This window comes from Sphingobium sp. FG58 (assembly GCF_057809055.1).
On sequence record NZ_JBMDJF010000018.1, the window covers coordinates 36,104 to 48,536 of the forward strand.

The window sequence follows — 12,433 nt, forward strand, 5'->3', positions numbered from 1 at the left end:
GAGCGAAGTCGAAGTTGAACGGGTCGAACCGTCCCCCGGACGGTTCTGAACATGCCGGGGGCATGTTCACCCGTTCAAGTATCGAAGGATCGCGCCATATGCTTCGATACGGGATTTCGACTTCGCTCAATCCCTACTCAGCACGAACGGATATGATTGATCACATCCATACCATCACCCGCCTGTCCTACCGAACTTCCATCTGCTATAACCAACTGTAATCACTAAAATTTCGATATTTTCCCACGCATCAAATGGGCGAAGATCGATAAGTTAGACCCAAGAGGGGGCAAAAATGGCCGGCCGTTATTTCGACCAGTGGACCATCGGCGACACAATCGCCCACGAAATCCGCCGCACCGTGACGGAGACGGACAATCTCCTCTTCACGACGATGACCCATAATCCCCAGCCGCTCCACCTTGACGCGGAAGCGGCCAAAGCCTCGGAATTTGGCCAGATTCTCGTCAACGGCACCTTCACCTTCGCGCTGATGATCGGCCTGTCGGTTGGCGACACGACGCTCGGCACGCTGGTCGCGAATTTGGGCTATGACAAGCTCGTCATGCCAAAGCCGGTGTTCATCGGCGACACCATGCGCTGCGAATCCGAAGTCACGGACCTGAAGGAAAGCCGGTCCCGCCCGGACGCGGGAATCGTCACTTTCACCCATCGCCTGATCAACCAGCGCGACGAAATCACCTGCCAATGCCTGCGTATGGCGCTGCTGAAGAAGGCGACGGCCTGAGCGATGATTGGGCGGCCCATGGCCAATATTTTGCGCAAAAGACCGTTGCCAGCCCGATTTCCCTCGCCTATAGCCGCGCACATCGGGGCCTTAGCTCAGCTGGGAGAGCGCGTCGTTCGCAATGACGAGGTCAGCGGTTCGATCCCGCTAGGCTCCACCATCATTCCAGAAAAGCCGGATTTCGCGCAGCAGCGAAGTCCGGCTTTTCCGTTGGTCCCCGGCTCCAGTCCGGCGGCAATGGCCCTTCACCCGCTCGGCTTGCCGTTCTAGACCGGCAGCAATAGGGGGATCAGTCCATGTCCAACGCGCCTTTCGCCATTACCGCCGACGACGTAGCCGATGCAGCCCGCATCATCGCGCCCGCCGCCATCGTCACGCCCCTGCTGGAAAATGCGGCGCTGAATGCACTGGTTGGCCGCCGGGTTTTCCTGAAGTTCGAGGGCGCGCAACATACCGGATCGTTCAAGTTTCGCGGCGCCTATAACCGCCTCGCCCGGCTCGACGCGGCTGAGCGCACGGCAGGCGTGGTCGCCTGGTCATCGGGCAATCATGCCCAGGGCGTGGCCGCTGCCGCCCGCCTGCTCGGCATCCCGGCAACCATCGTGATGCCCGCCGACGCGCCCGCGATCAAGCTGGCGAACACCCGCGTGCTGGGTGCAGATGTCGTAACCTATGACCGCCATCGCGACAACCGCGAAGCGATCGCGGCCGAACTGGCGGGCGATCGCGGCGCGACCATCGTGCCGTCCTTCGACGATCCTTTCATCATCGCAGGGCAGGGGACCGCGGGGCTGGAAATCATGGCGCAGGCGCAAGCGGCGGGCGCTTCGGTCGGGCAGATACTCGTCTGCTGCGGCGGCGGTGGCCTGACCGCCGGAATCGCAACGGCGGTGAAAGCTCAGTCACCCGACACCGCCATCTACAGCGTCGAACCGCGCGACTTTGACGACACCGCCCGGTCGCTGCGCAGCGGCGTGCGCGAACAGGTTGCCCCCGGCGCACGCTCCATCTGCGACGCTTTGCTCTCGCCCAGCCCCGGCGAACTGACCCTGCCGATCATGCGGGCGCTGGTGACCGATGGCCTGACCGTCAGCGACGATCAGGTGCGCGACGCGATGCGCTTTGCCTTCTCCACGCTCAAGCTGGTGGTCGAACCGGGCGGCGCCGTCGCACTGGCGGCGATGCTGGCGGGTCTCGCGCCGCCGTGCGACCGGGCAAGCGTCGTCGTCATGTCGGGCAGTAATGTCGATCCGGCAATGTTTGCGCAGATCATCGCCCAATGATCGACCCGCGCGCCATCCGCACCTTCCTGGCTGTCGTGCGTAGCAATTCGATCAGCGGCGGCGCGCGCCTGCTCAACATATCGCAGCCGTCCGTATCCAACGCCATTGCCCAACTGGAACAGACGCTGGGCGTGTCGCTGTTCGAGCGCTCGCGCAGCGGCATCCTGCTGACGCCGGAGGGAGAGGCGCTGCTGCGGCGCGCGGAATCGATCGACAGCCTGCTGCGCGATGCGGAGGCGGAGGTGAAGCTGGCGAGTGCGGGGGTCGCCGGGCCGCTGCGCGTGGGTGGCACGCCCGGCGCGCTGGTCAGCCTGCTGCCCGATGCGATCCGGCGGCTGGAGGAGCAATTCGGCCAGTTTGCGCTGCATGTGGTGGAACGGCCCGACCATGATCTTGCGGCCATGCTGCACCGGGGCGAAATCGAACTGGCCTTCGTCACCACCGGGATAGAGGAGCCGCCGGAGGGGATAGAGGAACGCACTTTCTCGCGCGATCCCTTCGCGCTGATCGTCGGGCGGCAGAATGATCATCTGCGCTCGCGCATTTCGCTGCGCGAGATGAAGGCGATGCGCTGGGTGCTGCCCGAAGCGCGCGGCGCATTCCGGCGGCAGATCGATGCCCTGTTCATGGCCGCCAACGTACCGGCCCCGCAGGACATCATCCGCTGCGATTCCCTGCTGACGACCAAGGCGCTGGTGCGGGGCAGCCGCCGCGTGACGATATTGCCCATGCAGGTGGCGGCGGCGGAACTCTCGATTGGCGTACTGCGCGCAATCGCGATCGAGGAAGCGCAATTCCCGCGCGCGATCGGTGTCCGGCAGGTGGCTGGGCGTCGGTTGTCGCGGCTAGGTGCGGCGCTGCTCGATGTGCTTATCCATAGCTCTAAGCTATGACATTAATAAAAATCATTATTTTTATTATGGCTCAAAACCCGTCATAACAGCGCCAACACAGAGGCTTCGGGAGAGCGCGCCGTGCGGCAACTGATCCGCAACATCAGCATATTCGACGGCACCGGCACCGCCTCTACGCCCGGCGCGGTCCTGATTGATGGCGACCGCATCGCCGCAGTGCTGCGTGACGAGGCTGACATTGTCCAGCTCACTGTCGACAAAGTGATCGACGGGCAAGGCGGCACGTTGATGCCGGGCATGGTCGATTCCCACACCCATCTGACCTGGGGCAGCTCGGTCGAGAAAATCTACCACCAGTTCATCCTGCCCGCCGACGAGCTGAAGGTCGCGGCATGGCGAAACGCCCGCGTGCTGCTGGACCATGGTTTCACTAGCGCCTATTCGGCGGGCGCGCTGGGCGACCATATCGAACCCGAACTGGCTCGCGCAATTGCGGCGGGTGAAACCCCCGGTCCGCGCTTGGTCCCCTCGACGCTCGAACGCAGCCCGGAAGGCGAAGAGGGCGTCGAAACCGGGGACGTGTTCAACGGTCGTGGCGCACAGTCGATGCGCGACTTTGTCGCCTATTGCGCGGATCAGGGCGTTCAGTCGCTCAAGCTGGTGATTTCGGGTGAGGATGCGTTGAAGCCGGGTTCGTCGGGCGATATTCTCTACACCGACGAAGAGATGTTGGCAGCGGGCGAAGCGGCAAAGCAAGCGGGCCTCTGGATCGCCACCCACGCTTACTCGCCCCGCGCCATCCAACTGGCCCTCGAAGCTGGCGCGCGCATTCTCTACCATTGCTCCTTCGCTGACGAAGCCGCGATTGACGCCATGGTCGCGCACAAGGACCAGATTTTCTACGCCCCCGGCCCCGGCGTATCGGTTGCTGCGCTGGAAGCGACCCCGCCGCCCCATATCAACATGGCGTCCATGAAGGCGAGCGCGGCGCAGCGGCTCGAACTGGAAGCCAGGCTGGTGCCTGAATTGAAGCGCCGCGGCGTGCGCGTGCTGATCGGCGGGGACTATGGCTTTCCGTTCAACCCCAATGGCCGCAACGCTCGCGACATCGAACATTTCGTCACCCGTTTCGGCTTCACCCCGGCAGAGGCGTTGAGCGCCGCGACGATGTTGGGCGGGCAGCTGATGGGGCTGGATGTGGGCCAGGTGAAGGCCGGTTATCTCGCCGACCTGCTACTGGTCGATGGTGATCCGACGCAGGACGTGACGATCCTGCAAGATGCCAGCCGCCTCAAGATGATCATGCAGGGCGGCAAATTGCACAAAGCCCCCGTCACCGAGCCGGTAACGGCCTGATAGCGCCACAAGAAAGACGATCATGTTCGATGTTGCGATTATCGGCTGCGGGCCGGTAGGGGCCTTTGCGGCCAATTTGTTGGGCAAAAGTGGCCTGTCGGTCCTGGTGATCGAGAAGGAAGCCAACCCCTATCCGCTGCCCCGCGCGGTGCATCTGGATCATGAGATGATGCGCCTGTTCCAGTCGGCGGGTGTCATTGATCGGGTCGCTGGCGACATGCGCGATACCGAGGGGCATCTCCATGTCGGCGCGGACCATGGCGTCATTCGATATATGGGGACAGTCGGCAGGGCGCGGCCGTTCAGCTGGTCCAACGACTATTTCTTCTACCAGCCCGAACTGGAACAGCATCTGCGCGACGCGCTGGCGGCCCATAGCAATGTGACTGTCCAGCTTGGTGTCGGGTTTGAGGGGCTGACACAAGATACTGATGGCGTGACGCTGCACCTGGCGGGTGGCGACTCCGCACGCGCGCGTTATGTCATCGCCTGCGACGGGTCGCGCAGCGCGGTGCGCAAAGCGCTCGACATCGCGCTGGACGATCTGGATTTTGAGGAACCCTGGCTGGTGGTCGATGCCGAAGTCGATGGCCCCGTCCGCTTCCCCGACCTGTGGGGCGTGCCGGAGGTCGCCGACCTGCAAAAACTCTCAGTGATGATGTGCGATCCCAAGCGTCCCGCAACGATCGTGCCGGGGCGCGGCAATCACCGCCGCTGGGAATTCATGTTGCTGCCCGGTGAAGACGATCAGGCGATGATGGAACCGCATAATGTCGCTGCCTTGGTCGCGCCCTACCTCTCCGTGGTGCCGCACAAGGTGGTGCGCGCAGCAACCTATCGCTTTCATGGTCTGGTCGCCGAGCGGTGGCGGCAGGGCGGCGTCTTTCTGGCCGGGGACGCCGCGCACCAGACGCCGCCCTTTTTCGGGCAGGGCATGTGTCATGGCCTGCGGGACGTGGCCAATCTGGCCTGGAAGCTGGCGGCGGTGGTCAAGGGTGAAGCGCCCGATACGCTGCTCGACACCTATCAGCCCGAACGCGACCCGCATGTTCGCGCCGTGATTTCTGCCGCGGTAGGTGCTGGTCGCTACATTTGCGTGCTGGACCCGCAGGCCGCCGCTGCCCGTGACGCCGAGATGCGCGAAGCGGCGAAGGGCGGGCAGCAAGGCACTGCTGCCGACCTGATCCCCGCCATTTCGACCGGCATCGTGGCGCTCGGCACGCCGGGTGCTGGCGAACGCTTCATCCAGCCGCGCGTTGGCGGCAAGCTGCTGGACGATGTGACCGGCAATGGCTGGCGGTTGTTCGCACGCCATGCCGTCCCAGCGCACGGCGATGTGACCGTGGTAGCGCTCGACACGCTGGACGATGGCGGCGCGATCGCCGCTTGGCTCGACGCGCGGGGCGCGAACGCGCTGCTGCTCCGTCCCGACCATTATGTTTTCGGCACCGGTGAACCGGCGGACCTGATTGCGCTGCGCGATGCGCTGATCGCCGGAACCGTTGTTCAGGAGATTGCGGTATGACACTGACCCTTGCCCAGGCACAGACCATCATCGACACCGCCCTGGCGCAGCCGCGCGGTGACAATCCACCGGCGCTTGCCGTCGTCGTGCTGGACGCAGGCGCGCATCCCGTCGCCTTCGCGCGGGAAAATGGCGCCAGCCTGTTCCGTTTCGACATTGCCAAGGCCAAGGCGACGGGGGCACTGGGGATGGGCGCGGACACCCGCGTCATTGCCGGGCGTGCCGCCAACAATCCGGCCTTCTTTCAGAGCGTGGTGGCCGTCACTGGCGGTCAGCTTGCTCTGTCACCCGGCGGCGTCCTGATCCGTGAGTTGGAAGGCGCGGTGATTGGCGCCGTCGGGATCAGCGGCGACACTGGCGATTGCGATGAAGCCTGCGGCATCGCTGGCATATTGGCCGCCGGCCTGACCCATGGAGACGTGAAATGAAGTTGCGCAGCATCGAATTGTCGCTGCCCGGCGCGGCGGAGGCGGCGGCCTTCCTGAGCGACATCTGGGGTATGGCGCCTGCGGCGGTCGAAGGGCAAACCCATTATCTGCGCGGGTCGGGCAGCTTTCCCTACCTGATCGCGCTGGAGGAATCGGCGGACTGCTATGTGCGGTCCACGACCTTCGTCTGCACCGCCGATCGGCTGGAGCAGCTCAAGCGATCGGTGACCGCAGCCGGGTTGATTACCGCACCAGTCGTGTCGGAAGATTTGGGCGGCGGTCATGGCATCATCGTCGAACTGGCCGAAGGCGAATTGCTGCGCTTTCTGGTTGACTCCGAAGAGGTCGCCCCGATCGAGGGGCATGATCTGCCGGTCAAGCTGACTCATGTGGTTTTCAACAGCATTGACGCGGAAATGACAGGCCATCTGGCTGAGGATGCGCTGGGTTTCCGCGTGTCGGACCGGACCAAGGGCATGGTGTTCGTGCGCTGCAATGACTCGCACCATTCGACCGCCTTTGCCCGATCGGGCTTTGCCAGCCTGAATCATATCGCGTTCGAGATGGAAGATCTGGACGCGGTGATGCGCGGCATCGGCCGCCTGCGTGACCAGAATATGGCGCCGGCCTGGGGGCCGGGCCGCCATGGTCCGGGTGCCAATGTGTTTGCTTATTTCATTGCCCCGTTCGGCCCGGTCATCGAATTTTCGACCGCAGTGAACAAAGTGTCCGACGATTATCCAGTGGGCGCACCGGATGACTGGACTTGGCCTGCCAAGCGGATCGACCAGTGGGGCATGTCCGACAAGGATTTCGACGGCCTGCGCGCCGCCGAGGAAAAATTCCGCCATCGCCGCGACTGGGAAGCCAGATCGCTGGACGTCCTGACAGAGGGAAATATCTAATGCGTTACGTCAGCTTCCGCCGCCCAGACGGCACTGCCAGCTTCGGCCGTCTGGACGGCGAAACCATCGTCGAACTGGCGAGCAATGCCGTGCCGAGCCTGAAGGCCGCACTGACCGACGGCAGCCTCGCTGCGCTGGCCGATGGCGCATCCTTTGCCGCCGCTGATGTCGTGCTGCTGCCGGTCATTCCCGATCCCGCCAAAATCCTGTGCGTTGGCCTTAACTATGCCGAGCATGTCAAGGAAACCGGCCGCGAGCAGAAGGCGCATCCCGCCATCTTCGTGCGTTATGCCGACAGCCTGGTTGCCGATGGCCAGCCGATGGTGAAACCCGCCGTAACCGAGCGTTTCGATTATGAAGGGGAGCTTGCGGTCGTGATCGGCAAGCCCTGTCACAAGGTCGTAGTCGCCGACGCCATGGCCTATGTGGCAGGTTATAGCGCGTTCAACGACGGGTCCGCCCGCGACTGGCAGCGCCACAATATCCAGTTCACGCCGGGCAAGACCTTCCCCGGCACCGGCGGCTTTGGTCCCGCGCTGGTGACGCCGGACGAGATCGCTGATCTGGGCGCGCTGCGTGTCCAGACCCGGTTGAACGGCGACATCGTGCAGGACCAGCCGGTCAGCGACATGATCTGGGATATCCCCACGGTCATCGAATATATTTCCGCCTTCACCCCGCTTAGCCCCGGCGATGTCATCGCCACCGGCACGCCGGGCGGTGTCGGCGATAAACGTACCCCACCGCTCTACATGAAGGCCGGGGACAAGGTGGAGGTCGATATCGGCACCATCGGCACGTTGACCCACCGCATCATCGACGAAGCCTGAATATCTACCGACGACCCAATTAAAAGAAGGGGAGGAGTTACCATGCGTAAGTTTACTATTTCGATCGCAGCGCTCGCCAGCGCGAGTGTCTTTGCTCTGGCCGTACCGGCCATGGCGCAGGATGGTGCGCCGCAGGCGGCGGCAGAGGACGCCAGTTCCGACATCATCGTCACCGCCCAGCGGCGGCAGGAGAAGGTAACGGAAGTGCCGATCTCCATCACTGTCGCCAATCAGGCGCAACTGGAGCGGCAACAGGTCAATACGGTCAATGATCTGGCCCGCATTGCACCAAGCCTTGAAATCAACTCGGCGCCGGGTCAGAACACCGGCGGCGGCGGTGCAATCCGTGGCGTTGGCACACAGACATTCTCGCCCGGTGCGGTTGCATCGGTGGGCGTTGTCGTCGATCAGGTAAGCCAGGGAAATGCCAACATTTCCGACCTGTTCGACGTGTCGCGGATCGAAGTGCTGAAGGGGCCGCAGGGAACGCTGTTCGGCCTGACGACATCGGCTGGCGTCATCAACATCACGACCAATGCGCCTGATCCCACCGGCTTTTCCGCCCGTGTGCGGACCGAATTGTCTGATGCTGGCACTGCTGGTTCGAACTATGGCAATCAGGTGATACAGGGCGTCGTCAATATCCCCACCGGCACGAACAGCGCCCTGCGCGTTTCAGGCGTTACGAACCTTCGCCAGGGCGTCAATTACAACACCGTCGCCGGTGGTTGGATTGACAATAATCGTTATGGCGCACGAGCGCGTTTCCTTTGGGAGCCGACGGCTGATCTCACCATCAATGTCATCGGCGATTATACAAAATCGACGAGCGATTATGGCGGCGATTTCTTCACCTATCTCTCCGCGCCCGATTTGACGGCGGAGCTGGGAAGCTGCGGCATCACTGCCGGCAACGGCAATCAGGATGTCTGTACGCAACTCAATCCAATGCAGCGCAACCAGAACTATGGTGGCTCGCTGCAAATCGATTATGATGCCGGTCCCTTCACGATCAGCTCGATCAGCGCCATTCGGCGGTCGACGCAAAAAGCCGGGCGGGGCAGCATCAATCGCGTCGATGGTCTTTCGACCATATTATACACGGGGCCGACGGACAATAAGATCGATCTGCTTACCCAGGAATTGCGGCTTTCTTCGCCCGCTAACCAGACGGTCGAATATACTGTCGGCGCCTTTGTATCTCGCCAAAAGACCGTTCAGCAGCCAGAACCGTTCAGCATCGTGATTTCTCCGTTTCCAGGTGTGCAGATACCTGTCGTGAACGATCCTGGTGCCCTCAATGAGGCGATGGACGAATCGATGGCCGTTTATGGGCAATCAACCGTTCATCTCAGCGAGGCATTGCGATTGATCGCGGGTGGCCGTTATACGGCGGCACGGCTGTCGCTCGACAGCACGCCTGTCGGTAGCGTTTTGTCCCGCTCCAAGCTGAATACGGAAAAGTTCTCCTACAAGCTTGGCGCTCAATATGATTTGGCGCGCGATACGATGGTGTATGGATTTGTGGCGCGCGGTTTCAAGGGTGGACAGGTCTCCATCCCGACCGGTGGCACGCCAGTCATTCTGCAACCGGAAGTTCCCACCAGCTATGAAATCGGCCTCAAAAGCACCTTGTTCGGTGGTTGGGTTCTGGATTTGAGCGCCTTCTATCAAAAGGTCCGCAACTTTCAGGCGCAGAACTGCAAGGTTAATCCTGCTACCGCCCAACTCGAATGTTTGCAGGCCAACATCAGCGAAATCAAATCGCGTGGTGCTGAAATCAATCTGTTTGGCAAGGTTACCGATCATCTGACGATCAACACCGGCTTCATCTATTCCAAGACGACTTATCCGGGCGGTTTCGTGGGTAGCGATCAGTCCGATCTGGGCGGAGCGCAAATCGCATTTGCACCGAGATACAAGTTCACCTTCTCGGGCGAATATGAACAGCCTTTGACGGAGCGCTTTTCCGCCTTTGTGGCAGGCGATGCGGTTTGGAAATCGCGGATTCGCTATGAACAGACGTCGAACATCAATACCACATTCGCCAAGCACTGGATTGCGGGCGGCCGGATCGGCGTACGGACTGAGGATGAGCGCTTCTCCGTGGCGGTCTTTGCCCGCAATCTGTTCGACAAGCATGAGCCGTCCTTGTTCCTGACCGGCGGTACCGAGTTGCTGGCGCTTTATGGGCCGCAGTCCTTCCGTCAGGTTGGCCTGCAACTCGACGCGAAGTTCTGATGATGAAGGGGCATGGCTGCGCATTTCGCGTCGCCATGCCCTGTTTGTTTGAACCGGGGCGGCTAGGATAGAGCGCATGAGCGACATCAGACATGCAATAGCTGCCATGGGAACAGGCCTTGGTCCCAACGTCCTGACTCAATGCCGCGCATTGTTCGATACGGAACAGTCGGCCTTAAAGGCGGCTGTGCCGGTGACGCAGGGCGACATTGCCTATGGCCCGCATGAACGCCACCGGCTGGATGTCTACGCGCCGCTGGGCGCCACCGGCCACGCGCCGGTGCTGGTCTTTGTCCATGGCGGCGGGTTTCTGAAAGGCGACAAGGGAGGGGCGGATGCCTGGCCCAACGCCAATGTCGGGCGGATGGCGGCACAGGTGGGCTTCGTCGGCGTGGTCATCAACTACCGGCTCGCCCCCGATCATATGTGGCCTGCCGGGTCGGAGGATGTTGCGGCGGTGGTTGCGTGGCTCAAGCCGAATGTTGCGCAGCATGGCGGCGATCCTGATCGGATCGTGCTGGCTGGCACATCGGCGGGGGCGGTGCATGTTGCGGGCTATCTCAAGCTAGCGGGGGACGCGGATATTTCCGGTGCGGTGCTGCTGTCGGGCCTCTATGGCTACACACCGCTGGATGAGCGGGATCTGCTCTATTATGGCGACGCGGCGCTCTATCCAGAGCGGATGCCGATGGAGGCGGTTGCCGCCACCACATTGCCGCTGCTGGTCGGCTGTGCGCAATATGATCCGCCGCGCTTTCAGGCTGAATTTCTGGGGCTGATGCAGGACCGAATGACCCGTCACGGCGCGATGCCGCGCGCCGTCATCATGACCGGCCACAATCATTATACGATGCCGATGCATCTGGGCACCGCCGACCGGCGGCTGGCCGACGAGATATGCGCCTTCGTGCGCGACATAAGCCATTGAATAGGGAGATGATATGATGCTGGACCGCAGGACGATGCTGGCAGCCGGAATAGCGGCGGCTGGCGCAATGGCGGCACCCGCGATCGGTGCGCGCAAGGCTGCGGGCAACCCGGCTTTTCCCAAAGGCTTTCTGTGGGGCGTGGCGACTGCGCCGCACCAGATTGAGGGCAATAATGTTGCCAGCGATCTGTGGTTTCTGGAAAACCAGCAGCCCACCATATTTGCCGAACCCTCGCGTGACGCCTGCAACAGCTTTGCGCTGTGGGAAACCGATCTCGACATCGTCAAGACCATGGGTCTCAACTGCTATCGCTTCGGCATCGAATGGGCGCGGATCGAGCCGGAGAAAGGCTTGTTCAGCCAGGCGATGCTGGACCATTACAAGGCGCTGATCGAGGGCTGCCGCGCGCGCGGCCTCGCCCCGATCGTGACGATGAGCCACTTCACTGCGCCGCGCTGGTTCAGTGCGCAGGGTGGCTGGACCAACCCGGAAAGCGCGGACCTGTTCGCGCGCTATTGCGACCGGGCGATGCGGGCGCTGGGCGCCGGCATCCACAATGTCATCACCTTCAACGAACCCAATATCCTGTTGCTGCTCAAGCCCATGTTGCCGCCACAGGTTTGGGAAGTTCAGAAACTGACGCTGGAAACCGCGGCCAAGCGTCTGGGCGTGCCGAAATTCCTGTCCGCCAATGTCGCGGGGGTCGACGATCTGCCTGCGCTGCAAAAGGGGCTGCTCGCGGCGCACAAGGCGGGCAAGGCTGCGATCAAGGCGGTGCGGCCGGACCTGCCCGTCGGCTTTTCGCTGGCGATGATGGACGATCAGGCGGTGGGCAGGAACAGCGTGCGCGACGCGATGCGGCAGGAACTTTATGGCGCATGGCTGGATGTCGCCAAGGCCGATGATTTCATGGGCGTACAGAATTACGAGCGCGCGTTGTGGACCGATAAGGGCCGTCTGCCCGCGCCCGCGGGATCGATCGTCAACTGGAGCGGCACCGAAGTGTGGGCGCCTTCGCTAGCGGGCGCGGTGCGTTATGCTCATGCAGCCACAGGTGTACCGATTTTGGTGTCGGAACATGGCGTTGGCACGACCGACGACAGCATCCGCCAAAGCTTCATCCCGGCAGCGCTTGCTGACCTAAAAAAGGTGATCGATGATGGCGTGCCGGTGCAGGGCTATTGCCACTGGTCGCTGCTCGACAATTTCGAGTGGATTTTCGGCTACAAGGTCAAGTTCGGCCTGCACAGCGTCGATCCGCTGACCTTTGCCCGGACGGCCAAGCCAAGCGCGGCTGTCTATGGCGCGATCGCGCGCCGCAACGCGCTGTAGGG

At 62.4% G+C, this 12,433-nt stretch carries 11 protein-coding genes and 1 tRNA gene; all 12 read left to right on the forward strand.

Features of this window, described 5'->3' with window-relative positions:
* Window positions 1-295: 295 nt before the first annotated feature.
* The 12 genes from ACODR8_RS16590 to ACODR8_RS16645 all read left to right on the forward strand — a co-directional run bounded on the left by ACODR8_RS16590 (window position 296) and on the right by ACODR8_RS16645 (window position 12,431).
* A complete protein-coding gene (locus tag ACODR8_RS16590) occupies window positions 296-748 on the forward strand; it encodes a MaoC family dehydratase (protein WP_489008295.1) in 453 nt (150 codons plus the stop codon).
* 84 nt (window positions 749-832) lie between these two features.
* Window positions 833-908 (forward strand) — tRNA-Ala (locus tag ACODR8_RS16595).
* A gap of 136 nt (window positions 909-1,044) precedes the next feature.
* Window positions 1,045-2,031, forward strand: coding sequence for a threonine ammonia-lyase (locus tag ACODR8_RS16600; protein WP_489008296.1), 987 nt, complete (start codon window positions 1,045-1,047; stop codon window positions 2,029-2,031).
* Window positions 2,028-2,924 (forward strand): LysR family transcriptional regulator, encoded by an 897-nt coding sequence (locus ACODR8_RS16605; protein WP_489008297.1) that lies wholly within the window; start codon window positions 2,028-2,030, stop codon window positions 2,922-2,924. The genes ACODR8_RS16600 and ACODR8_RS16605 overlap by 4 nt, the downstream gene beginning before the upstream one ends.
* A gap of 81 nt (window positions 2,925-3,005) precedes the next feature.
* Window positions 3,006-4,241: an amidohydrolase family protein gene (locus ACODR8_RS16610; RefSeq protein ID WP_489008298.1), complete on the forward strand. Its 1,236-nt coding sequence runs from the start codon at window positions 3,006-3,008 to the stop codon at window positions 4,239-4,241.
* A 22-nt stretch (window positions 4,242-4,263) separates the two neighbouring features.
* The gene (locus ACODR8_RS16615) at window positions 4,264-5,766 is read left to right on the forward strand and encodes a bifunctional 3-(3-hydroxy-phenyl)propionate/3-hydroxycinnamic acid hydroxylase (protein WP_489008299.1); all 1,503 of its coding nucleotides are present in this window, start codon (window positions 4,264-4,266) and stop codon (window positions 5,764-5,766) included.
* Complete coding sequence (locus ACODR8_RS16620) at window positions 5,763-6,194, forward strand: GlcG/HbpS family heme-binding protein (RefSeq protein WP_489008300.1); 432 nt, start codon at window positions 5,763-5,765, stop codon at window positions 6,192-6,194. Before ACODR8_RS16615 ends, ACODR8_RS16620 begins: the two co-directional genes overlap by 4 nt.
* Window positions 6,191-7,099: a VOC family protein gene (locus ACODR8_RS16625; protein WP_489008301.1), complete on the forward strand. Its 909-nt coding sequence runs from the start codon at window positions 6,191-6,193 to the stop codon at window positions 7,097-7,099. Before ACODR8_RS16620 ends, ACODR8_RS16625 begins: the two co-directional genes overlap by 4 nt.
* Entirely contained in the window at window positions 7,099-7,929 is an 831-nt protein-coding gene (locus tag ACODR8_RS16630; protein ID WP_489008302.1) for a fumarylacetoacetate hydrolase family protein, read from the forward strand. The genes ACODR8_RS16625 and ACODR8_RS16630 overlap by 1 nt, the downstream gene beginning before the upstream one ends.
* Window positions 7,930-7,971: 42 nt before the next feature.
* Entirely contained in the window at window positions 7,972-10,170 is a 2,199-nt protein-coding gene (locus ACODR8_RS16635) for a TonB-dependent receptor (RefSeq protein WP_489008303.1), read from the forward strand.
* A gap of 76 nt (window positions 10,171-10,246) precedes the next feature.
* Window positions 10,247-11,098 carry an alpha/beta hydrolase gene (locus ACODR8_RS16640; protein ID WP_489008304.1) on the forward strand — a complete coding sequence of 284 codons (852 nt, stop codon included), beginning with the start codon at window positions 10,247-10,249 and terminating at the stop codon, window positions 11,096-11,098.
* A gap of 16 nt (window positions 11,099-11,114) precedes the next feature.
* A complete protein-coding gene (locus tag ACODR8_RS16645; protein WP_489008321.1) occupies window positions 11,115-12,431 on the forward strand; it encodes a family 1 glycosylhydrolase in 1,317 nt (438 codons plus the stop codon).
* Window positions 12,432-12,433 lie beyond the last annotated feature (2 nt).